Source organism: Streptomyces sp. JLSY215 (genome assembly GCF_059682825.1).
The window spans coordinates 29,663-52,956 of sequence record NZ_CM185022.1; the positions used below are offsets into that span (position 1 = coordinate 29,663).

General features: G+C 67.2%; 16 protein-coding genes and 3 pseudogenes. 8 read left to right on the forward strand and 11 right to left on the reverse strand.

Going from position 1 to position 23,294, the window contains the following annotated elements:
• Positions 1 to 417: 417 nt before the first annotated feature.
• Genes AC5677_RS00135 through AC5677_RS00145 form a run of 3 tightly spaced genes read right to left on the reverse strand, consistent with a single transcriptional unit; the run spans position 418 to position 2,466 of the window.
• Positions 418 to 1,218, reverse strand: a complete 801-nt coding sequence (locus AC5677_RS00135; RefSeq protein ID WP_497192921.1) for a hypothetical protein — start codon at positions 1,216 to 1,218, stop codon at positions 418 to 420.
• Positions 1,209 to 1,778: a hypothetical protein gene (locus tag AC5677_RS00140; protein ID WP_497192922.1), complete on the reverse strand. Its 570-nt coding sequence runs from the start codon at positions 1,776 to 1,778 to the stop codon at positions 1,209 to 1,211. Before AC5677_RS00140 ends, AC5677_RS00135 begins: the two co-directional genes overlap by 10 nt.
• Entirely contained in the window at positions 1,753 to 2,466 is a 714-nt protein-coding gene (locus AC5677_RS00145) for a hypothetical protein (RefSeq protein ID WP_497192923.1), read from the reverse strand. The genes AC5677_RS00140 and AC5677_RS00145 overlap by 26 nt, the downstream gene beginning before the upstream one ends.
• Positions 2,467 to 4,541: 2,075 nt before the next feature.
• Between AC5677_RS00145 and AC5677_RS00150 the strand changes: the two genes are divergently transcribed.
• The 3 genes from AC5677_RS00150 to AC5677_RS00160 are packed head-to-tail and all read left to right on the forward strand — an operon-like array spanning position 4,542 to position 9,335.
• Positions 4,542 to 5,240 carry a hypothetical protein gene (locus tag AC5677_RS00150; RefSeq protein WP_497192895.1) on the forward strand — a complete coding sequence of 233 codons (699 nt, stop codon included), beginning with the start codon at positions 4,542 to 4,544 and terminating at the stop codon, positions 5,238 to 5,240.
• A complete protein-coding gene (locus tag AC5677_RS00155; protein WP_497192894.1) occupies positions 5,240 to 7,213 on the forward strand; it encodes a hypothetical protein in 1,974 nt (657 codons plus the stop codon). The genes AC5677_RS00150 and AC5677_RS00155 overlap by 1 nt, the downstream gene beginning before the upstream one ends.
• Positions 7,214 to 7,247: 34 nt before the next feature.
• Complete coding sequence (locus AC5677_RS00160; RefSeq protein ID WP_497192893.1) at positions 7,248 to 9,335, forward strand: hypothetical protein; 2,088 nt, start codon at positions 7,248 to 7,250, stop codon at positions 9,333 to 9,335.
• A gap of 281 nt (positions 9,336 to 9,616) precedes the next feature.
• Here AC5677_RS00160 and AC5677_RS00165 read toward each other — a convergent pair whose 3' ends face one another.
• Together AC5677_RS00165 and AC5677_RS00170 are read right to left on the reverse strand one after the other, a co-directional pair.
• Positions 9,617 to 10,984, reverse strand: a complete 1,368-nt coding sequence (locus tag AC5677_RS00165) for a hypothetical protein (RefSeq protein WP_497192892.1) — start codon at positions 10,982 to 10,984, stop codon at positions 9,617 to 9,619.
• A gap of 282 nt (positions 10,985 to 11,266) precedes the next feature.
• Positions 11,267 to 16,231, reverse strand: a complete 4,965-nt coding sequence (locus AC5677_RS00170) for a hypothetical protein (RefSeq protein ID WP_497192891.1) — start codon at positions 16,229 to 16,231, stop codon at positions 11,267 to 11,269.
• 451 nt (positions 16,232 to 16,682) lie between these two features.
• Here AC5677_RS00170 and AC5677_RS00175 point away from each other — a divergent pair.
• The 3 genes and pseudogenes from AC5677_RS00175 to AC5677_RS00185 all read left to right on the forward strand — a co-directional run.
• Positions 16,683 to 17,456: pseudogene (locus AC5677_RS00175) on the forward strand (FAD-dependent monooxygenase); the annotation flags it as partial.
• Positions 17,457 to 17,576: 120 nt separating this feature from the next.
• Positions 17,577 to 17,846: a hypothetical protein gene (locus tag AC5677_RS00180; protein ID WP_497192924.1), complete on the forward strand. Its 270-nt coding sequence runs from the start codon at positions 17,577 to 17,579 to the stop codon at positions 17,844 to 17,846.
• A gap of 491 nt (positions 17,847 to 18,337) precedes the next feature.
• Positions 18,338 to 18,556, forward strand: a pseudogene (locus tag AC5677_RS00185) (transposase); the annotation flags it as partial.
• Between the two features lie 73 nt (positions 18,557 to 18,629).
• Here the strand turns inward: AC5677_RS00185 and AC5677_RS00190 are convergent.
• The 3 genes and pseudogenes from AC5677_RS00190 to AC5677_RS00200 all read right to left on the reverse strand — a co-directional run.
• A pseudogene (locus AC5677_RS00190) lies at positions 18,630 to 19,301 on the reverse strand (IS5 family transposase); the annotation flags it as partial.
• A gap of 294 nt (positions 19,302 to 19,595) precedes the next feature.
• Positions 19,596 to 19,889 (reverse strand): hypothetical protein, encoded by a 294-nt coding sequence (locus AC5677_RS00195; RefSeq protein ID WP_497192925.1) that lies wholly within the window; start codon positions 19,887 to 19,889, stop codon positions 19,596 to 19,598.
• Positions 19,890 to 20,138: 249 nt separating this feature from the next.
• A complete protein-coding gene (locus tag AC5677_RS00200) occupies positions 20,139 to 20,750 on the reverse strand; it encodes a hypothetical protein (protein ID WP_497192926.1) in 612 nt (203 codons plus the stop codon).
• 176 nt (positions 20,751 to 20,926) lie between these two features.
• Between AC5677_RS00200 and AC5677_RS00205 the strand changes: the two genes are divergently transcribed.
• Positions 20,927 to 21,358 carry a YceI family protein gene (locus AC5677_RS00205; RefSeq protein WP_497192927.1) on the forward strand — a complete coding sequence of 144 codons (432 nt, stop codon included), beginning with the start codon at positions 20,927 to 20,929 and terminating at the stop codon, positions 21,356 to 21,358.
• A gap of 61 nt (positions 21,359 to 21,419) precedes the next feature.
• On the opposite strand, the gene AC5677_RS00210 is transcribed toward AC5677_RS00205, so the two are convergent.
• Positions 21,420 to 21,557 carry a hypothetical protein gene (locus AC5677_RS00210; protein ID WP_497192928.1) on the reverse strand — a complete coding sequence of 46 codons (138 nt, stop codon included), beginning with the start codon at positions 21,555 to 21,557 and terminating at the stop codon, positions 21,420 to 21,422.
• A 50-nt stretch (positions 21,558 to 21,607) separates the two neighbouring features.
• Positions 21,608 to 22,033 (reverse strand): hypothetical protein, encoded by a 426-nt coding sequence (locus tag AC5677_RS00215; protein ID WP_497192929.1) that lies wholly within the window; start codon positions 22,031 to 22,033, stop codon positions 21,608 to 21,610.
• Between the two features lie 25 nt (positions 22,034 to 22,058).
• Here AC5677_RS00215 and AC5677_RS00220 point away from each other — a divergent pair, with 25 nt between their 5' ends.
• Positions 22,059 to 22,184 (forward strand): hypothetical protein, encoded by a 126-nt coding sequence (locus AC5677_RS00220; RefSeq protein WP_497196965.1) that lies wholly within the window; start codon positions 22,059 to 22,061, stop codon positions 22,182 to 22,184.
• Between the two features lie 178 nt (positions 22,185 to 22,362).
• Here AC5677_RS00220 and AC5677_RS00225 read toward each other — a convergent pair whose 3' ends face one another.
• A complete protein-coding gene (locus AC5677_RS00225) occupies positions 22,363 to 23,286 on the reverse strand; it encodes a LysR family transcriptional regulator (RefSeq protein ID WP_497192930.1) in 924 nt (307 codons plus the stop codon).
• Between the last annotated feature and the right edge of the window lie 8 nt (positions 23,287 to 23,294).

Here is a 23,294-nt window from a genome sequence, read left to right on the forward strand (position 1 = left end):
AACGGCACGGTGATCACGTACAGCCTCCAGCAGTGAACGGCGGTGACAGACAAGGTAGTTCGGCCAGGCGACCCGAGTGAGATGCGCCTGGTACGAGGCTAAAGGCAGCGCTTGAGGCGGTGGCCCTGCCGATCCCCGCAATGAGTGACACCGTGCCGTTTCATCTCCGCCGGGTGAACACACCTGCTATCAGATGCTGGTGACGCGCAGTGGATGGGGTTCTGGCGGACAGCGCGGTGCGGCGCCCCCATCGCGGACCACGCCGGCCTTTGCCTGGAGCAGGATCTCGCCCTACTCGCCCGCCACGCCCAGCTGCGCGATGACGGCACCCTGACGGTCGATCCCTTGACCGCTGACGGTGAAGGGGCAGCGCAGGACCTCAAGCTTGAACGGTAGGAACGAGGTGGCAGCACGAGGTCAGTTGTTGCGGTACCGCACGGCATGTCTGCGTGCCCTGCCACGGGGGGAGCTAGGCTTCACGAGCGCTCTGAATTCGTCCTTCCTATTCAGCGAACTCAGGCACGGATCCTGTCTTGCTTCCTCTTTGTCGCGCTCGTTGGGCAGGGCGAAGCGCAGCTGCTGGATGGCATCTTCTGGTGTGGCTGCTCCTCGCCGTTCGAGGAAGGAGTCCAGACATGCGTTCTCATAGGCGAGCCGGGGCACCACTGTGCTCTCGGCGGGCGGACGCAGGGGTCCAATCGGCAGCTGTAGCGCCTCGATCTGGCGTAGCAGAACGTTGGCGATCGGTGTTACCTGCTCGGCGAATCGATCCCACTGCGCGATCCCCGTGTAGTTCTTTTTGCACTGCTCGTCAAACTTATTCACGGCCTTGACTGCATCTTCAAGGTTCTCAACAGGGAACTCGTCGGCGGCGTGAAGGTTAATCCGCTGGGCAGCACTCCGGTACAGCGCCCGCATGAGGAGAGGTGACCTGTCCGGCAGGCGCAGTTGGTCAAGTTCGTTGTCCAGGGCGTATGCGAACTGTCGGTACGCCGGCCCACCCATCTCTGTTGCCCCCTGTAGGGCCCACAGGTACTCAAGGCGGGCCAGGGGGTATTGCGGGTCCTCGTTGACCGCTCGGGCGAGCAGGGAAGTGCGCTGCTCTGCGTCGTCGATGAGTGCCGCACTCGTGGCGATGACGTGAAGGGTGACACTCTTCCAACTGCGGGTGTAGTACAGCCCTCTTTGGAGCCATTCGTGGACTTCACTCAGGTGCACAAGGATGAAGGCCGCGGCGCCGGTGAGTAGTTGCGCTCGGAGACGGTCTCCATTTGCGGCGCCTTCCTCCGAGGTGGCCTCGGCGACAGGCGGCAGGCCATGTCGAGGCGGCTGAAGATGACGCTTGCCGCGTGGTTGCCGTTACGGGAGAGAGCTACAGCGACGCGGTTGGCGTCGACGATGCTGACTCGGGCACGCCAGGTGAGGTCTGGGCGAAGCACGAAAAAGAGAGCAGAGAGTGCGCCAATTACCCTTCCTGCGGGCAGCGCGCTGAGATCCTCGCTCTGGACAGTACTGAGAGGGCTTGAGCTAGTAGAGGAATGCATGCGCAGGCGAGGTGGCGACTCCGCCCCAAGCGTCTGAATGCGGGCGAGAAGGTAGTCGGTTACTGCTGCGTCGGTCTTCCCCTCCGCAGTCTGGACCACGACCTGAAGGCGCAAGTTCTGGCCGTGCACTGCTGCTGTCAGCAACACCGCATAGGCCGCAAGAAGCACGTATGCGGTGAGGAGCCAATACCGCGTCCGCTCCGAACCATCAGGCAGCAGCGCGGCGATGAGCAAAGCAGCAATCCCAAGGAATCCCATAGGCACCAAAAGTCGCCACCAGTCGCCCACCATCGGCAGGTGTGCCTCCAATTTTTTTGCGAGACCACAGGTCTGCCCCCACGGCAGAGAACAGCGCGGTGAGCAGCAGCACAAGCAATGTGATGAAGGCGGGACAGGGCACAAGCACTTCTGGTTCAAACGGGAACATGGTGTACACCGGAAGCATTGCAGCAGCGCCACCCAGCAGGACCGAAGCAACGATCCCCAGAGGCTTGCGTAGTCCTCTTGGCCAGGCCACTGAGTTGACGTTGACAAGCCCTCGGGCAAGCAAGCCGCTCAGGGCAAGCAAAACAACAAAAGCAACCAGGAATGGCACAATGAGTTCCAGCGCCGGAGAAATCCAGTCACTGTAGAAGTGGTTCCATCTTCGCTCCGCTGGGCGCCTCTCTTGAGCATCGATCTCCGCCAGTCCAGCGCTTGCCTGGGCGTTTTTAACATCCAAATTTAGAGCTTCGTTGAACTTGGTTCTAGCTTCGCCTTGTTCACCTTCCCGAAGCTTCTTCTGGCCTTCGGCCGCGACGTCTCGGGCTTTCTTCCGTTGGTCACTGACATCTTTCAATCCACGAGCCGAGCAAGTGAGCGGAGTCTCACCCGCGTCGGGCGCGTAGAGGGCAACTGCCTCGGCCAGGTTCCCGTTCTTCACGTAGTGCTCGGCTGTGGTACACAGGTCGCCTGAGGGGCTGGCGCTGCCGCGGCCACGGCGACGAGGATGAGGAGCGCGGCGCACCAGTGGATGTGTCTGTGGGGCATGGGCATCTCAGAAACCCTGGCTACATGCGGTCCGACACTGGTCCCGACACTCCTGCGACGTAGCGCTGTTCAACCAAATGGCTCCATATGCGATGGGCACCCACTGCAGTAACGCGTGTCGGTTTTGCCCGGCTGGGTGCACGGCGTCATGGTCGGCCAGCGCCGTCGAGATGCCGTGACGGCCTCTTGGCCGAGTCGCTGTGCGCAGGGATCCCCCGCCCATCCGCGCCGGGTGATGTACCCGGGTTGTGTGCGTTCAACAGTGTGCCGCTCCACCGGTGCACGGAGCGTCCCCTCCTGACACCGTGATCGACTAGCCGAACAACCGTTGATCAGCCAATGCGCGTCTCTCCTTCAGTGACACGCGAGGCCGAACATCACGATGGCAACATCATCGAACCTCACACTCGTGGTTCAAGGGCGCAGTCGCACCGGGTACCGGAGGTTAGGAATGTGCTCGGCTGAGTCCAGGACCAGTTTGGCGCGGTGTTCAAAGCTGTTGCGTGCGGTCACCACGTGTTGAACGGAAACACTGGTCGATGCTGCCCGAGCGTTCTCCGACAGCGCAGAGACAACTCCACGAACAGCGACTACGGTAGCAGCAGCGGCTCCCACCAACTCCTCGGGGCCTTCGAGGCTGATGGCCGTTTCAGCACGACGAACTGACTCATACTTGGACACCAGTGCGTCCAGGGACGCAGCCAATCTGCTGTCGTCTCCAGCGGTTGCAGCAAGCTTGACGGGTATGAATGCGCCCTCGAACTCCGTGACACTGTTCAGGAAGGCAACGTACGCTTCCCGGCGGGCTTGATGCCGCACTTGGGCATGTTGGCCCCGCGAGCCGAGTCGCCCCGTGATCCGAGCGGCAAGAAGTGCTCCGACCGCGCCAATTACTGCCCCTAGCAGTCCTGCGATAGCCCCCGAATCCATAGGAGGCATTGTGCCAGGAAAGTTGCGTGAGGTGCTCACGGGCACTGTGTGGCAGATGATCGGGTGAGCAGGAGTTCCCTTCGCAGCCTCCTCACATGACGTGGTGCCCACTCTGACTGCACATGGAGGTGCCGGAAGGCGTGTCCTCTGCCTGGAGTGCCAGATGCGTGCAACGATCGTGTCCCGCAGCGTGGTTCGGTGGGACACGCCCCTGCAGAGAACTCGCAGGCGGTCGCAGGCTGCACCTCGGCTGCGACAACAAGAGCGCGCGTTGCGATTTGCGGCTGCTGGCGCGGATGAACAAGGCCGGCGAGCGGCGCGGCCGGGCTGGACGATGAACTGCTGGAGCAGTACGCGGCCTGGGGCTGCCCCGGGTGGCCACCAAACTCAACCAGCGAAGGTGACCGTACGGCTGCTTCTTGCTCGCCTTGGCACCGCAAGGTCGGCCTCCCCTCTACCCGGGCACGCCCACCGCGAGCTCGGGTCGCGTTCGGGCGCGGCTGTTGGCCGGCGAGCGGTATGCGGCCGGGCCGGGGCCTACGCGAAAGCCTCAGTCCGATCGGGTGGGCACGCCGACCCAGGCGCCGCCGGGTCTCGTGGGATCAGTTCCTTCTCCAGCGCAGGAAGAGCTGCTCCCCCGGCCCGGCTCCCAAACCGATTGGCCGACCGGTCAGGACATAGCCGACATCAATACTCTCTCCCGGCTCCAGGACGGTGAACCCCTGTCGCTCGTAGAACGGCCCATGGTGTGGCGGCGTCTCGTGAGAGGGCGGGTACACGCTGAGGAGCGCGTGCGGGAGGGACAACCAGCTTTGCGTGGGCCGGAAGGCCAGGGAGGGAGTTCGGTGGCTTTTCCACCGGCGCACGGGAGGACCGGCGCGCAGGTCGATCCTCCCGTGCGCCGGTCTTCCTGTGCGGCGCGGGCAAGCCGCAGCGGTGGGGCGGTCAGAGCGTCAGTACCCGAGTCGTAATGCGGTGCCCTGATACACCGCCTGCCGGACGATGTACGCGAACTGATCACGTCGATAGGCTGACGTGGTGGATCAGGATGTGACGGCCGGCCAGGGGGACGAAGCTCGGATAACCAGCCGGGAGCAGGACGCGGTGCGGGCACTGCTGCTCTTGGACGGCGCGTGCGAGCCGGTGAGCAGCGCGGACCTGGAGGATCCGCGCCTGGCAACCGCGGTGGGCGTGCTTCGCGCGCAGCTGCGGCTGCAAAAGCTGGACTTCTGGCTGCGGAACCCGGACTACCTCGCGGATGAACTGCTCAACGACTACGAGGCCAGCGGCGAGACGGTATTGCTCGACCATGCGGCACAGATCTTGGAGTCCGAGGAGCCGGAGGTTCGCCGATACCCGATGCTGCGTCATCACTTCGGCGCCTACGAGCCCTTGGACGACGCGCTGGCGGTACTGCGCAGCGCAGGGCTGGTGGTGGTTCGGCGCCGCGGCACGGTGAACCGGATCCGCCAGCATGACTACTTCCTGCTGGATCAGGGACGTGTGGTGGCGCGGGACGTCGTCGGACAGGCTCCGGAGTTCGTGTACTACGTGGATCGGGTCCGGCTGGTGCTGGACCTGGCGGATGGGTTGGGGGGAAGCGGGTTGAAGGCGAGGCAGTACCTGCAGCGCGAGTACGCACAGACCGAGCGTCGGACGCGGATCGGCTCGGTCAGTGCCAAGGCCCGGGCGCGGCTGGCCGAGTTCCGTGCCGCTGCCGCGGCGGGGGCGGTGTGATGGCCGAGCAGGAGTCGATTGAGGCGCGGATCGCGGCGTTGGCAGCGACCTCGGTGAAAGATGTCCAGGACGTGTTCGCCGCCTATGGGCTGCCGCTGGTGAGCACGCCGGCGCGCCGGCGGTCACTGCGGCTGAGCCGGTTACGGGTGGCAGGGGTGCGCACCGGTGCTGTCGCACCGGGTCGGTTCGACAGCACGATCCGGTTCGATGAGGGTGTGACCGCGTTGGTGGCGTCCAACCTGCGGGGCAAGACCAGCGTATTGGAGTTGGTGACGTGGTGCCTGCGCGGGACGCCGCGGGAGCTGCAAAGCGGCGTGCGGATGTGGCTGGAGCAGGTGGATCTGGACGCGGTGGTCGCTGGTCAGCCGATGGGGTTCCGCCTGGACGTCGAGTCCGGTGACATCGCCTCGGCCGTCGTGCTGGCGGGCCCTGAGCTGGACACGCTGTCGAGTACGCGTGTCCCGCTGCCTGAGCAGGGCATCACGGCGCTGTTGCGCGCCTCGCACGCCTCCAGCTTCACCGAGCAGGTCCAGGCACTGATGATGGACCGCCTCGATCTGCAGCCGCTGGTCAACAGCGTCAAGGGCACGTCCACCCAGACCCACGGGTGGCCTGCATACTACGGGGCGATCTACCTGCCGGCGGGCGGGGACAAAGTGCTGCTCGGGGATCAGTCGATCGCCGGATTGCCGGGCCGGCTCCTGCAGGTGTTCCTGGACCTGCCCGCCACCGCAGCCCTGGCCCGGGTCAAGACTGCCAAGGACCTGCGCACTACTCAGGAGAAGCAGCAGCGCGCCGCCGCCGAGGCCTTTACCAGAGCGGTGGCCGAGCAGCGTACGCAGGTCCAGGCGAAGCTGGAAGCCGCGCAGGAGCGGTTGAAGACGGTCACGGCCGCCGCACAGCCAGGGGCTTCACTGTCGGAACTAGCCGGACGCTGCCAGCGGTTGGCCACAGCTGTCGCTGACGAGCAAGGCCAGTGGCAGGAGTTGATGGCCACATGCCGACAGGCCCGTGGAGAACGGCAGCGTGACGAAAAGCTGTTCAACGATGTGTCCGAGAGCGCGGTAGCCCGGCGGCTCTTCCACGGCCTCAACCCCACCGCCTGCCCGCGGTGCGACCAGGACATCGAGGAGGAGCGGCGACTGCGGGAGCGCCACACTCACGCCTGCGCAGTGTGCGATCGCCCTGTGGAGACCGGCGAGGAGGACACTCCGGAGGACATCATCGCCGAGGCCGCGGAGCGGCTGGAGGCCAGCAGCGAGGCGGAGAAGGCCGCCAAGGACGCATTGGAGGCCGTGGAGGCGGGCTTGCACGACCTCACCACGCAACTGGACGCTGCAACCGAACAGTTACAGGCGGCCGAGTCTGCGACCCTGTTGCCTGCCGTGGTTGAAGCGCGCGAGGAGGTACTGCGCTGGGAGGGCGCGCTGAGCGTCATGCCGGAAGCAGAACCGGTACCTTCCTCCGCTACGGAAAGTCGAGAGGTTCGGGTGCTCCGAGTCGGGGCCAAGATCCTGGAGGACGACAGCCGATCCAGCGGTGACGCGCTCTTCGACGCCCTGAACCGCGAGATCGCCGGGCTGGGGCGCCAGTTCGGCATCGTCTCGCTGGAGCGCGTAGAGATCGACCGCGCCGGACGCTTGAAAATCGTCAAGGACGGCATGGCTGAGGACTGGTTCAGCAAGCAGAGCGCTGGGGAACGGCTGCGTTTGCGGATCGCCGTCGTCATCGCACTGCTGCGTGTCGGGGCCGAGCAGGGCGTGTCCACCCACCCAGGACTGCTGCTGATCGATAGTCCCAAGGCGGAGGAGGTCCAGGATCTCGACGCGCACACCCTCCTTCGGGAACTGACCGTTGTTGCCCGAGAGAACAAGCTGCAGATCGTGCTGACCACCGCAGACCCAGAGCTGGTGGAAGAAGTACTGCCGAAGCGGAGCGTCGTGCAGACCAAGGCAGGCGAACCGTTGTGGTGACCGCTGCCTCGCTGGGTGGGGAAGGAGAGGAGTTGTGACCGAAACCTTGATGGACCGTCTGGGCTCGCTGGCCGCCCAGGGCACGCCGATCACCTTCCCCTCCCTCGCCCTGTCTTGCGAGGCCGTCGCGGACCAGACCAAGGTGGCTGCCGCCGGACCGATGGCACCGCTGCTCGCGGAGGCGATCGTAGATGCCTTCGAACGCTGCGACACCCAGTGGACTACCGCAGCAGCAGCGTTCCCTCAAGGCCTCGCCGGTCAAGGCAGCTTCTTGCACCTGACCGGCGTGCTGCAGACACTCCTCGGCAGCCCGACCGCGGCCGGCGCTTGGGCGAAGCAGTTGAACAGCGCGCTGCTGAACGACCTTGCTGCAGCGGTGCACACAACCCCGCTGGTGGCGGCCGCCCGTCTAGAGGGCGCCGTGCGGCTGGCCGCTGCGCAAGCAGTCTCCCCCTACCGGGTGTGGGAAGCACTGGACGAACTTCCCCTGGACGGCCCGGACGACTTTCTCGAACGCATGCCGAGACTGCTCGGCGTCGTCCTGGACTGCTGGTCGGGTGAGGAGACCGTCGCTGCGACGATCCGCGATCTGCTGCAGCAACTGTCCCAGGACGAAGCAGCCGACGCTGATGCCTGGTTCGAGCTGGGCTGCGACCGTCTGCGCAGCGCCTTGTCCAGCGGTGATCTCAACCAGGTCACCTGTCATCTCGCTCAGGCTCGGCGCCTGTTCGCGACCACCGCAGCCGCGGTGGAAGCCCGCCAGGACGCTGATGCCTACACTGCGGTATGTGACGCGCTGCTCGGGTTCGCCGCCGGCAATGCCGCCCAGGTCGCCGACGCGGCCGACGCCCTGGAACGCGCACTCGAGCAGCAGTCGGCGTGGCTGCATGGCACCCACCAGCCGCCGTGGCTGCAACCACGTCGTGCCGCTGAGGCCGCATGGAGTCACCTGCTACTCCAATTACGCTCCGCAAGCGCCCTGTTGGATGAGCCGGTGTGGATGGACTGCTGGCAGGCGCTGGACTACGTGCTCGGTGTCTACCGGACCGCCCGCACCGTGCGGCCTGTCGGCCAAGGCGACAAGGACCTGACCGGCCTAGCCTCGCTGATCGAACCGGCCATCGAAGACGGCTTCCTACGCCAGCACAGCTTCCTCGCCGCGCTGCGGCACGCGGCTACCCACCCTGAGCAGCAACCCGCACGAGGGCTGGACTCGGCGACGGCGGCCGCGGTACTCGCGCGTATCGAGGCCCGCACCGCCACGACGTCCTCCGGCGCGAGCAGTTCCTCTGAGAGCGGTGAGGAGAGCGAGGACCCTGGAGGGGCCACGACGCGTCTGCTCCGCCTCGCCCCGTTCCTCACCTTGGCCCTGGGGCCGCAGAAGGCCGCCGACATCGCCGTTCACCTGGATGACGCCGCACTCGCGGAGGTCGAGGCTCTCGCCTACACCCAAGACGCAGCACGACTGCAGGCCACCGACCCGGTCATCGTCCCCCTCCTGGACGAGATCCTGGCGCAGTTGTCCACACACCCCCACTTCACCGGTCAGGTGCGTCACACCTTCACCGCGCTGGTTGACCAGACCCTGCGGTTCCTCAAGAGCCGCATCGACCTCACTCGCACCAACTTGCTCGGCCCCGGCGCCAAGGGCCCAGACGGGAAGACGATTCCGCCCTACGACTACCGGCGCAAGCGCGGGCCAGGGCAACGCGAACCCCTGGAAAGCGACCTGCAGCGGGACTTCCACCACTGGCTCCAGTCAGGCCAGCTGCACAGCATTGTCCAGGTCGAGACCGTCGACGTCGGCATGGGCCGCGCCGACGTCATGGTCCACTTCGGCTCCCTGCGCTACCTGACCGAGATCAAGAAGGACGCCACCGACAACACCCCCTCCTATCTGGAGGGCCACTACCCGAAGCAAGCCGCGGAATACACCAACACCAACGCCCCGTTCGGACAGCTCCTCGTACTCGACCTCACTGGCAAGACCACCGGAACCCTGCGCCTGAACGAGCTGACCTGGACCACCGCCCACCGCCCTACCGGCGCCACCATCGACCGCGCCATCATCGTCGGCCTCGTCACTGGCAACCGCGTCACTCCGGCCGACTACTCCCGCTGACCCCAAGCACCCCGTACAGCCTCTCTGCCGTTCATGAGCTTCCGCCGGTGGCCCGCGGGGCCCAGGCATAGCCGCGCGCGCCCTTCGATGAGCCGTCCTACCGACGAGTGATCTCCATCCCCGCGTCCCCTCTCATCGAGAGGAATCGGCGGCGAGTGTGACGCCAAGCCGTGCGCGCATGCCGACGGCGCCCCCGTGGGGCGGGTGCGCACCGCAGCAGACCGTCCGCGGCTGGGGCCCACACACGGTGTGTCGGCCCCTGACGTGTGGTGCCATGCGGGTCAGTGAGGATAGTCGTCGGCCACGCTCAGGTAGTGCGCGTGTTGGGCAGGCGTCAGACGCTGTCCCGACCAACCGTGGCAGAAGGCGCAGCCGGGGCCGTTCCATTCCCAGAAGCTGCCAAGTTCGATGAGTTGGGCCAGTGTCATCCGTTCCGTGCGCGGGGTAAGGGGGCGGGAGTGCTGGCAGTCTCCGCCCACAGCATGGGAGCGGCCCTGGTAGCGGCCGTTGAGATTGGAGCCGTACACCCACACGTCGGCCAGCGGCCCCAGCCTGGCGGGGTCCTGACGGAAGGGGTGCAGATTGAAGCAGCGGCCGGGGAAGGTGAGCGCGGCGGCCCAGGCATCGCGCAGGCCGAAGTGGGCGCCCTCGACCTCCGCGGCAAGATCGCGAAGGTCGGTGTCGCTGGTGGACTGCTCAGCCGCCTGCAGGGCGATCGCGCGATCACTGCGGCTCCAGCCGGATGTCGCGCAGTCCTGCTGAAGGTCGGACAGACTCGTAGCGGCCGCCAGCCCGTCACCGCCCTCCGCTACCGCCACCATCGGCCCTGAAGCAGGCTGGTGGTGGGCGTCGGCCAGCGCAGGGGACGGGGCCGGGAGGGGCGCGGCTGGGGCCAGCTGGGGCTTTGTAGTGGGCGTGGCGGACCGGCCGCTGAGGTGGGCCTGGTAGGCGGCGGCGAGCTCTTCGAGGTCGTTTCTGCGCTGCCGGTGCAGGTCGACGGGTTCTTGCAGGCTGGTGTCCAGCAGCTGCACGCCACGCTGGAAGGCGTGAAAGCCGATCGACTCCCATAGGGCCGCGATCTTCTCTTTCGCCGCGGCGCGGTAGGCGGCGGTCACCTCTTCCCTGTTATCGGGCCATTCGGCCATGCCGGGTTCGGCAGCCACCGCGCAGCATCCGCCAGACAGCCGGCGGATGGCTTCTGCCGCGAACACCGGGCCCAGGCCGAATCCGCGCCAGGGCTTGGCCAAGAACACCCGGTCCAGGATGAGCAGATCCCCCACTGGGCACTCGATGGCCTCCTCGAAGGCTGCCGAGTACTCGCGGTTGTCGAGGACGGCAGCGGCGATGCTCTCCAGGTCACCCGACTCGGCGTCCGCGACCATCCAGCGGTCCACCCCGGTATAGTCGCGCAGCCGCCACAGCCCCACATAGCCCACCTCACTGCCGTCCTTGACGAGCCGGTTGCAGGCTTCCGTGCAACCGTCTTCGCATTCCTCCTCCTCATCATGGAAGGCACGAATGGAGACATGCCAGTGCTCGAGCGTGTCCTCGTCCTCGTAGGGGACGGCAGGGTGTCCATGGGTGTAGATCAACCGCAAGTGGGCCGGGTCACTGGGGAGTTCAGATGCCGGACGGCGCACAGTACTCATGACCGTGAAGGCTAACTGCTGCCACTGACAACCGGTCCGCAGCAAGATGCTCGCGTACTCGAGGCTGCGCGTTCCGCCCGCCAAGCGCCGGACCGCATGTCGTTCATCAACCGGAGCGCTGACGGTCAAGCAGGGGCGACTGCCGCTTGTCCTTGCTCCCGGCCTATCGCCTTCAGTACACGCCGTAATCCGACCTGGTGACTGCGGCCGCCCAAAGCAGGGTCAGGCTCCAGCCTGACCAACGGCTCGTTGGCTGGGTGGGAAACACGCCGGGCCAACGCGCTATTCGTCGATCCGCTGAAGCTCGACGGCCTGGCTGTCGCCGGCCGTGGAGAGACCATCGACGATGCGGCGCCAGTGGCTCAGCGTGGGGGCAGAGGGTGTTGCTGTCTCGCGTATCTCAGTCAGCCAGTGGGTGACGAACCAGCAGCGGTTGGCGAAGGCGTCGTAGCGGCCATTGATGATGCGTTCGAGCCATGTGAGCCCTGTAGTGCACTGCCAGGTATAGGGAGCGGTGCGGGCATACTGAGCCAGTGCGTCGGCTGCTTTGGGCTCACCGTCGGCAACGGCGATCCACCGTTCGGCCAGCCCGCTCAGGGCGTTGGGAGTGAGCCAGTCGCGGCGGGCACGCTCGAGGGTGTCGTCAGGGTTGGTGTCGGCGGGGCGGAGCTGTGGTGCCGGCAGGAGAGCGCCCAGGGCATAGTCGGCCCAGTGGCCGTTCGCGTACAGGTCAGCGCCTGCGTCCAGGGCATCGAGCGTGACTTTCAGTGCATGCGCCCACACGATTGGTAGCACGGCGCGCAGCTGTGGATCGTAGGTGAACAGCAGGGCGAAGTCCTGCAGCAGGTGGTGCAGGGCGTTGGCATTGGTGGCGAAGGTCTGCAGATGCGCGGTGAGCGGTTCCGTTTCGCCTTGAGCGGTGAGGTCGATGAGGACGCGAGCCACGAGTTCGCGCGGGGTTTGGTCATATCCGCTGTAGCCCTGGGCCATCCAGTGGTCGACGCCGATGCGGTGTGCCTCCAGCAAGACGGGCAGCAGTGCGGCTGTCCGGGACGTCAGGCAGGCGGTGCTGCGCGCCGCGGCGGTGCAGGCGATGGGCATGGCGAGCCGGTTTACCAGCAGTTCGTCGGCGGGGACGGCTCGCAGGGTGTCGGTGTAGGGGGGTGATAGGAACTGCGGCTGGCGGCGCTGGGCTTGTTGGTTCCACGGGCCGAGGCGGCAGTCGCCGAGTCCCGCTTGGACTGCGGCCCACAAGGGCTCGTGCCGGCCGCAGCCGGTGTCGTCGGTGCCTGGGCAGGGGACGTTCCAGACGGGAGCGCAGCCGGCGACGAGGGCGGTGCGGACCTCGTCGAACAGGCTGGTGGCCAGCGCGGTGAGGGCCTCCTGGATGCGGGCCGTGTCGAGGCCGAATTGGTCAAACGGTGCAAGCAACAGGGAGGGGACGGCTTTGGCGGCCGCGCGGTCGGCTGCCATCGGGTACGTCGTCCCTTCGTCGCTCATGACGTCGAGGCGCGGGGTAATGGCAGCGGCCAGGACGGTGTCGGCTGCCCAGCGAAGGGCGTCATCCGGGACGGCAAGGTGTGCGCGGGCGTGACTGACGATGGCGGCGGCTGCGACGGCTGCTAGGGGGTCTTGGGGGTGCAGGGGCCCGCTGGCGGGCGGATTAGCGGCGAACTGCCGGGCGAGCGCGATATCGGCCAGGAGGGTGTCTGCCGGCCATCCGTCGGGGTGGCGGTCGTGGTCGGTGTAGGTCAGCTCCAGGCGTAGTGCTTCGTTTCCTGCCTGGAAGTCGGCTGCCGAGGGGGCGAGTGCTTCGGCCACCGGGACAGGCGGCTCGTACTGCACCACGACCGAGCCGTCCGGGGCGCGGTGGGCGGGGTAGTTCTCGGGCCGGAAGACTGACGCCCATCCCTGGACGACGATGAGCTGGTCGCCGTTATCGTCCGCGACCGCCGCCTGTGCGTGGGCGAGGAGTTGGTCTGCGATGGCGGCGAGTGCGTCGAGGCGTGCCTGGTCACCCGCGAGCATGGCGCGGAGGGTCATCTCCGCGGCGACGTCCCGCGGGCTGAGGCGGCGCCGGTCTCGGCCGACCACGTCGTCGGGGTCGGCCCCTTGTACGTGGAGGTGGCCTTCCGCGGTGACGCGGGTGAACTCCAGCGCCCACACGTCCGGGGAGGCAAGCCACGGGTCGAGCAGGTCCGAGGCAGCGTCACGGTGGCGGATGAGCAGGCCGACGACGAGCCCCGGCATGGCCAGGTTGTTGCAGGCCCGCAGCAGTAGTTGCACGACTGCCTTGGAAGGAATATCCAGCTGGCCGAGGAGGTGGTCAGCGAACCGTTCCACGGCGAGGAGCGCGCTCATGCACGGGTATGGGCCAACGGTGGAGCCGCGGTACCAGCCCCATACATGTTCGTCTCCGACGTAGTGCCGCGTGCCGATGCCGGAGATGTCGAAGTCGATGCCGTCCGGGGCAGTGCCAGGGCCTCTGGGGGCGGCGCCGAGAGGCCGGTACCGCGCGGGTTGCACGCGAATGGCTGCGGCGTGGTCGAGCATCCGGTTGATCATGTCGAGGGTGTCGGCAGGCAGCTTGTTCAGCAGCTGGAAGAACGGGCCGTAGTACCAGGCGGCAAACGGAGGGCCGAAACCGAACCCGTGCCGGAGGTCGCGGATGCCGTTGTCGTGCAGGCCACCGGGCATGTCGTCCGGGTCGGGGTGTTCGATGTAGTACGCCTCAGTGAGGTCGAGGAGCAGCCGCGGGTGGGTTTCGGCCAGGCTGATAACGGCTCCAGGCGACTCGATGACCGACTGCAGCCGGTAGGGGTCGTTGGTTGCCGTGTCCCGCAGCCACTGTTCGGTGGGGTTGTCGGTGTCGGGGCCGAGCGTGGCCAGTGCTTCGACCGCGAACTCGTCGTAGCGCGGCGGCTCTGCGGCAAGGATGCGATCACGTACCTGCTGGCGCAGCGGATCGGGCCCGTGGCGGTCACGGGCCATGCCGCGCAGCCACGCCAGGACGAGCTTGCGGATGGTCTCGCCCATGCCGCGCTGGGTGTAGCGGTTGCGCTGTCCAAGGTCGCGGTCGCTGCAGTAGGTGGCGGCAACAACCGGTGCGAGTGCGAAGGGATCTCCGAAGGTTCCCGTGACGTAGCGAAGGTGCGCTAGGCGCAAAAGGGTCTGCAGGCCGCGGTAGTCGTCGGCGGCGAGTTCGTCCCACACGTGCTCGATGACCGTCTGCGCGTCGCCAAGGGTCAGCAGCGCTTCGATGGGGACTTCGGCCCACCGCTCCCCCTCAGCCTGGCTGAGCTGGTCGAACTCGTGGCGCAGCGCACGCCAGGCGGCTGCCCGATCTCCGACGAGGAGTTTGGCCTGGCAGGCGAGCCGGACAGCGCGGACGGTCCATCGTGGTGCTCCGGCGGTGTACAGGGGCTGCCAGCCGTCCGTGAGGAACAGTCGGCACAGCGCAAAGTCGCGGATAAGGTCGGTGGCGAATTCGTCGCCTGCGGCCAGTGCGGGATTGGCCGGTGCCCGCAGGATTCCGTCGGAGCGCAGTTGCGCCCACACTCCACCGCCCGGCGCCATGCCCTCGGGTGTGCCGAGTACGCGGCGGGCCACCGCCAGGACCGCCTGTTCGCGGTCGTCCGGCGAGGCGCTGTCAGCCGGACGTTCCTCATTGTTGCGGACGAGTCCGTTCCAGACCGCGGCAAACACGTCAGCCTCGGACAGCAGGTCACTCGCCTCAGTCACGGTTCCGGCTCGTAGCAGGACGTCTACCAGGCCGGGACGGCCCACCAGCCACTCGGCTCGCGTGTCAGCGCTGAGCCGGATGAGGGACCGAAAGGTTTCAACGAGCCGGTGGCGCTCGGCCTGGGTGAGCCGGGCCACGACATGCTCGGCCGGTACGCCGGTGCAGCCTGCCAGTGAAGTGGCGGTCTGCAGCACCTCCTGGACCCGCTTCGCCCCATCGGTGCGGCTGACGGCAACCACGCCGAGCCCGGCCTGGAAGGCGGCCGCAGTAAGCTCACGCAGCAGGTCACGGCAGCCTTCGAGAACGGCCTCCGCGCCGTCAACAACAAGCAGCCGTACCGGGCGGGTTTCCCCTACCGCCAGCACATCCGCCATCGGCCGTCCCAAGAGGTGCTCGACCTGCGTCCCCGAGGAGGGCAGGTCGCGCAGGCTGAGCGAGGCCACCGCCGCGCCCTCGTCGGCGAGCTGTTCGGCGGTGCGGAGGGTGAGCGCGGACTTGCCGACATCGGGTTCCCCTGTCACCACCAGGGCAGTCCCGGTTCGGCCTGCGTGCGTCATGGCACCGGCGAGACGCGTTCGTTCCTCGGCACGCTCCAGCTCAAGGCGCACCTCACCGGCGCACAGGTAGGCCCGGATCCCCTCGCGCAGACGGCGGGCCAGTCCGTCCAGCAACGACCATGCCTGCTCGTAGGACGCCGACCTGTTCAACGGGTATCCGCTCAGCGCACGGCGCACCAGCGCCTGATCGACGCGCGCGGCGGACGAAGCCCAGGCGCCGGTCAGCTCGGCCAGCGCCGCGAACACCTTGTCCGCGGTCTCGGTGGCGCCGTCCGCTACCACCCGCCGCAGTGCCGAGACCGTTGTGGTGCGGTCGGTCTCATCCACGCCTTCCAGCCGTAGCTGCCGCACCCGCAAGGCAGACAGCCACCGCCACGTCAGCTCCCTGGCGTCGACCTGCGAGAACGCGGCCTCTCCATCGGCAGCCGCGGCCACAAGGGCATCCAGATGCGTCAACCGTCGCCGCACACTGCCGTTCGTTGCCGCCGACCGCGCAACGGCTTCGCGGAACTCCTGCGAGGAAGAGACGGCCTGCGCGATCTGTGCCAGCGCGTCCGTCTCGCGCACGGCGGTGCTCGACACGCCGACCGCCAGCGCGACCCTCCAGCGCCCCGCCGCGGCCTGCTCCCAGTGCTCGGTCACGATCCGAAGGAAGGACCGCACCAACGGCACCGAAGCCGTATCGCTCGTGGTCAGTGCAGGATCCCTGCGCACTCCGATCGAGACCCGACGCCCCCGGCCATCGGCCGTGCGGCCCTCCAGGACGACATCATCAATCGGGCTGATGTCACTCGCCTGCAACCGCACGAGACAGGGAACGATGTCATCACCGAGCTCGCTGACCGGATCCTCGGTCAGGACAGCAGCGAGCAGCGTCGCCGCGTAACGGTGTTCCAGCCGGACACCGCCACCACCAGTCGAGTAAGGAGAGGCAGAACCGGTCGTCACCCAACCATTTTACGATCAGTGGACAGACAAGGAGCCCGCTTTCAACTGCTGTACAAGACATGACGGTGTGCGCACCGGCACTCCATGAGGCAACCGCCAGTGCCTTTGGGGGCCGTCGGCTCAGTCATAGCCGAGAAAGCAGCCATGACCATGTCACCTTGGACAGCGCAGCAGGTGGAGACGCCCAGCAGGTAGACAGTGGCCGCCACTGGGATTCTCTGGTCGCCACCGCACGCTGGCCTGTCCTCACGAAGGAACCATGGCAGAACTCTGCAGAAGGAGGTTTGGTGAAGGTGACACCGACCGATACGGCTTCATGTCACTTTGAAATTCGGGATGTTGACATCGTGATCAGCTAGGTAAAACAGCCGCTGATCAGCGCATAGAGGGCTTCCCGCAAGTGACATGCGCAGCCGGACATCTCAGTGGCAGGTTCCCCGAACTTCACAACGCCGGCCGACAGGGCAACACCTTCCACCTGGCCGGTCGCGACGGACCGACCACGGTCCGGGCCCGCTTCATCGTCGGCGCCGACGGGGCCCGCTCAAGAGTCGCCCGCGACCTCGCTCTCGACCGCAACCACCACCTGATCGTCGGCGCCGAAGAGGTCTTCGAACTACCCGGAAGCGACCAGCCACCGACATTCCACTGCGTACTCGACCCCTCACTCGCCCCCGGCTACCTGGCCTGGGTGATCAACGACGGGCAACATGCCCATGTCGGAGTCGCAGGCTATGCCGACCGCTATCCAGACGGTCTTCGCCATGCGATGGAGCGGTTCAGCGCCTCAGCGCCCGGACTGACCGGCACCGAACGTCCCGAAACGGTGGAGCGGCGCGCAGGCCCCATACCCGTCGGCGGCCTGCTGCGCCGGATCAGCTGCGCCGACGGCCTTCTCGTGGGGGATGCAGCAGGCGCGGTCTCCCCCCTCACCGCCGGCGGCCTGGACCCGTGCCTACGGCAGTCGAAACTCGCAGCCGAGGTCCTCGACGACGCGCTGCGCACCGGAAAACCGGACACGATGAGCAACTACGACGGAGCCGCACTCCGCCCCCACTTCCGCGGACGACTCATGCTGCGCCGGGCATTGGCCCACGTACGGACGCCTGCCACAGCAGCAGCGGGATTCACCCTGCTACGTACACCGTTCGGCCGGGCCGCGGCAAGCCGAGTCCTCTTCGGCGACAGATCCTTCCCCGACCCCACACCCAAGCGAACTCACTGACCGAGAGGCCACGTCATGCCCACATTCCCCATACCAGCAGCCACGAAGCTCATCACCACGATGGCAGGGCTGGCTGTCGCCTGCGGACTCCTGACGGCTTGCGGTGCCAAGAGTCCCGACGTGACGTACAAAGCCTGGACCGAAGGAGGCAACCTGCAATCCGTCAGGCACGACTACGTCGATGGCCTTAACGGCGCGGTAAGCGTGCCGGCCAAGGTGAGCGGAGCCAAATGGAGCGTACGGGAGGACGGCGGGCACACTCCACGCCTCAAGGTCGTGCCTACTGGCAAAGGCGTGGCGCACTGCCTCCTGATGGAAGGCGATGACCGCGTTCTGGACCAAAAGAAGGGAGCAGCAGGCCAGCCGGTGACATGCTCCGCCCAGCGGTAGCGCACGCCCCCCGCCACTTCCCGCCGTGCACAAACGGCCTGTTCAGATCCACTCCGACCATCATGAGTTGCTGGCGAGGTATGAGCTGCGCTCCTGCAGCCGCACTGGGCGGCGCCGACTTCCACGGCGCCCTGCCAGCGAGCAAGCCCGATACCATGCACGACGCCATCGTCGGCCGCCTCGCTGGTTAGCCGTCATGTTGTCGGCTCGCCTTCGTCGGGTACCGCTGTTCCCTCCCCTGGCGGAAGACATTCATGGGCGCGCACCATGTCGGTACGCGCATGAACAATGGAGAGCAAGTGCCTTCAGAACGCCTGCGATGCTGAGGCCAACGGCTGTCGTCAGTCCGCCGAACGCAGTAATGATCTGCGCTGTGTCGGACGGGCTGAGTGGACGTTAAGTCCGATCTTCCTCGGTTCGTAATCGCTCGATCGTGGTACTGATCGTCGCACAGGCCGCCTGCTGGGCATGTCCATGTTGGGATGCGGGGCATGAAGCGAGAGCCGTACCCGAGCGACTTAGCAAACGAGCAGTGGGCGTTGATCGAGCCGATGATCACGGCCTGGAAGCAGGAGAGGGTGGCGTAGTCAGCGACCGGAGATCCCGGGTCCTGCGATCTGCGGGAGGCAGTGAACGCGATCTTCTATCAGCACCGGATGGGCTGCCAGTGGCGCTATCTGCCCCATGACTTCCCGGCCTGGTCGGCGGTGGACACCGCTGCAATCGCTGCGGCCTGCGCAGTCCCAGTGGAGCGCGTGTAAGACCAGCGGGGCCCCTCAATCCCAGCCACTCGTTGATGGCCGCTACGAGGACGGTCGCCTCGTAGCGGACCGCGAGCTTGTCGTATCTCGTGGCCACGGCCCGATGCCTCTTGAGGCGATTGATGCCGCACTCGACCGCGTGGCGCTCGCGGTAGTCGACCGGGTCGAACTTCGGCGGCCGGCCACCGCGGAAACCGCGCTTCTTGCGGTTGCGGGCCTGGTCGCCCTTGTCCGGGATCGTGCAGCGGATCCCGCATTGCCGCAGGTAGGCGCGATTCTTGCGGGAGGCGTACGCCTAGTCAGCACGCACCCGGTCGGGCCGGGTGCGCGGTCGGCCCGGCCCGGTGCGGGGCACACGGATCGCCTCCAGGACGGGCTCGAACTGCGGGGAGTCCCTGCAGTGTCCGGCCGTGATGACGATCGACATGGGCTTCTGGCCCTGTTCGACGGCCAGGTGCAGTTTGGTGGTCAGACCGCCACGCGAGCGTCCGAGGCGGAACAGGTCGTACACCCGACCCCACGGCCCGTACCACTCCGGGACATCTCGCCACGGCGTCCCCGTCCGGGTCCGCCAGCGTATGCCGTCGATCAGCTGCCGCCTCGTACAGATCGACGGACGTCCCGGCTTCTTGCCCTTGGGCAGCAGCGGCTCCAGGCGAGCCCACTGCGCATCCGTCAGATCTCCACGTGCCACGAACCGAGATCATCTCACGTTCAAGATCCACTTTCGATACACGCCCTAATTGGCAGACCACCGCTTCCCTACGTGCGAGCCCGGGCCGGCGGTCTCGCGGCCGCAGCGCGAAGAGCCTGAAGACGGCCGAATTTCGGGAGTTGTGACCCGGAAGAAGTGGCAGCGTGTCCCGAAGCCCAACCGTGGCGGCCTTCGGCTACGAGTACGCGCCAGGCTCGGTCCTCCGACGGTCGGAGGACCGGGCCTGCGTTGTATGCCCCGCCGCTCGACTGGTCTTCCCCCAAGTCCGCTCGGTCAGCGGGCGAGGGTGGCGAGGAAGGACTCGGCGGCCGACCAGGGCGTCAGCTCGATGCCGAAGGTGCTGTCCTTGTCCGGGCCGTTGACGTGGACCAGTCGGCCGGAGAGGTAGACGACGTCGCCCTCGCGGAAGGCTCCGGTGTATGCGCCCAGGTAGGACCGCATCTGCGTGATCCGCCGGGCGAAGATGTCCGCCTCGTCGATCGTGGAGCCGATGACGGTGTCCACTGCGATGCCGTAGACGGCGGGCGTTGCGAGGCCCTCGGTGTGGTCAGTTACGCGGGCCGGCACGCTGATCCCGCCGACTTCCTGGGCGACTACCCCGGCGAGGGTCGCCTCGCCGTAGCCGTGCAGGAATTCGCCGAGCTGGGGAGTGGCCCCGTATCCGGGTTCGGCGTACCGGCGGCGGGCGTCATCGAGGTCCAGCGGGCCGACCTCGAACCGCCGGGCTCCGGTCAGGGAGTGCCGCAGTCTGCGCGGTGCCGGCCGCTCTTGGTTGTCGTTCGTCCTGTCCGGACCTCTCCTGCGAACCCGGGCGCCTCAGTACGCCCGCGGGCCGTCCTCGGTGGCGCGCATCGGCTGCGGGTAGTACAGCTTCCCGTCCTTCATGACCTCCTGGCACGTGTACTGGGTGGGGCCCATGGGCACTGCGACGGCCTCGGGGATGTCGTTGCACTGGATGTGATCGACGGAGTCGCCGCCGTTGCCGAAGATGATCCGCTGGACGCCCTCCTTCGCGATGATCCCGTTGCGGGGGGTCGCGGTGTAGGTGACATAGTTGTCCGACCAGCCCGACTTGTCACCAATTTTGACGTCCCACTCCACTTCCGCGCCCTTGTAGTGGGACGTGCAGACGACCGAGGTGCCCTTCTTCGAGCCCACGTCCTTGGGGCACTTGGCGGTGACTTCCCCTGTGGCGTTGGCCAAGGCGAGGGTCTTCTTGCGGAGCTCGTACTCCAGGTTCGCCGCGAACGGCGCGTCGGCGGCCGGCGACGGCTGCAGCTCGCCCTCCGGGCGGGGACCCGGACGATCCAGCCTGTTCGGCAGCTGGCTGATGGACGGCTCCGGCCTGGCACTCTTCGAGTGGGTACCCCCACACCCCGTGGCGAGCAGGCCCACGCTCACCATTGCCCCTATTCCAACGATCTTCATACGCATGATCGAAAGACTAGCGCGCAGCCCCCGCGGTCAGGCAGGCCAGGCGGCCGGCTGAATCCGCGGTCGCGGCGTGGCGGCGGACCGGATCGCCGAAGCGCTCGGCACACCCAACCAGCCAGGAGGCCGGCTCAGGACGGCACACGCGATCGAGAGCGAGCACTGGGGAGCCGATGTGCTGGACCGGCCGCCCCAGGACGGTCGCCCGACGCGCGCCGGCCGCATCAAGCCCCGCGTCCGGTTCCGCGCACGGCACGCTGACCATCGAGGCCGCGTCGATCCTCAGCAAGCAGGCCAAGCTCGACACCCACCTGCGCTCCGCGGACTTCTTCGATGTCGAGAGGTACCCGACGTTCACCTTCACCGCCACCGGCGTCGTCGCCGACGGCGACAGAACCGCCAAGGTCACCGGCCGCCTCACCGTGCTCGGTACGACCCGCCCGCTCACCTTCACCGCCCGCGCCGCTGCCAACGGCCCGAACGACGTGACCCTCAGCGGCGAGGTCGCCATCGACCGCAACGACTTCGGCATGGGCTGGAACAAGGCCGGAATGATCAAGGGCCTCACCACCGTCACCCTCACCACCCGCTTCACCCACCGCTAACCCGCCGTTTTGGAGCCGGACCTGCGGTCGGTCAGGACCAGCCTGCTGATGGTCCGTACGGTTACTCGCCTCCGTCGGCCTGGCCCGGCAGGCAGCCATCCACGGCGTAGCGCAGGACCGCACCGGCACCCGACGCGCCCTCGATCAGGCGCAGACAGCCATGGACCGAGCCGAGCCCGACGCCTATCTTGGCCAGCACCCGAGCACGAGCTGAGGAACCCGCGAAGGCCGGCTGACCTCTGCCGTTACCTACCTCGACGACCAGCGGCCCTGACGGGCAGCTGGCCGTCCCACGTTCGAGGCCCTCACAGTGCCGTCTTTCCTCCACGGCTTCACGAGCCAGTTGATCACCAACTGCCTCCGAAACCCGCCGACAAATGCTGTTCCTAGAGATGAACAAAGCCATAGGAGAGCGGGTACATCGCTCAGGTGGTCCCTGTGAATGTTGTGGTAGAGCCAGAACAGGTTGATCCGTCCCTTGGATTCAGGCGGCAGGGACCTTGCCATACGGCGGAATAGGGTCCGGGTCGCTTTCTCCGGGTCGGTGATGCCCTGGGTCTCTTGCCACCAGGACAGCAGGTCGCACCAGAGCAGGCCGTCCTTACCGACGGGATGGTCATAGACCAGGACCTGGTCGGCACGTTCAGCGATCTCGATGTCGTTGTCGAGACGCATACGCACCGGCACTGCTCCCCGAGCCATGGCCTCCCTGCGTAACCTCGCGCTGGGAGCCCTCCGCCTCACCGGACACACCAGCATCGCCGCCGGCCTCCGCCACCACGCACGCGACGTCACCCGGCCGCCGGCCACCCTCGACATCACGTGATCAAAACCCGTCAGATCCCCTGAACGACGACGCCGCCGATGACACTTCCCCTCGGTCGGTCCCGTAAGCCGCATGGCACCTCTCCGCCGCTTACGGGACCGACTGTGCCGGGCCGGAAAGCGGCTGCAAGGCACGGCCCCCACTTCGTCAGGTGGCCCCGTCCCGGGTCAGGGCCGGATCACACGGGAAGTGGCTTGGGGAACTTGGCCCGGGTGACCTCCTCGTGGAGGAGCTGGGCGAGCGTGGCCAGTTGCGGGGTGGCGCGGTCGGTGCGCCAGATCAGGCCCATCTGCGAGGGAGCGTCGAGGCCGTCGATCACGAGGTAGCGCACGTCGCCGCGGGTGGCGCGCTCGGCCAGCGGACGGCAGACCAGCATGGCGTGGTCGTCGGCGGCGACCAGCGCGAGGCCCTCCTGGACGCTGGTGATCCCCCTGGTGGAGCGGATGGGTGCGCCCGCGGGGGTGGAGCGCGGCACGCGGGCGACCATCCAGTAGTCGGGGGCGTCCCCGGTCGGGTGGAGGATGTCCAGGCCGGCCAGCGCCTCGACGTGCACGCGGTCGTCGCCGGCCAGCGGGTGGGACGAGGCGACGGCGAGGAGCCGGTCCTGCGGCGGGAAGCGATAGCCGACGGTCAGTTCGGTCTCCCTGACGGGGAGTTCGACCACGGCGGCGTCCAGCCGGCTGTCGAGCACGGCTGAGAACGGCGAGCCCAGGGGGATCTCGCTCAGCGCCATCGTGACCTCGTGCTGGGCGCGAAGCCGGCGGAAGGCTTCGGTGACTTCCTCGTAGATGCTGCCGTGGAAGCCGATGTGCAACTGGCACAGGGCGCCGCGGCTGGCGCGCTCACGGGCCTGGTCGAACACGGTGACCAGCGCCCCGTAGGCCGGACGCACCTCGTCGACGAACTGTGCACCGAACCGGGACAGTCCCACGCGCCGGCTGGTGCGCTCGACGAGCCGCACGCCGACGCGTCGTTCGAGGGCGGAGACGAGTTGGCTGACCCGGCTCTGGGAACAGCCCAGACGTGCGGCCGTCCGGCCGAAGTGCAACTCCTCGGCCAGCGCCAGCAGACACTCGATCTCTTGGACATGGACCTGGTTCATCGCATCCC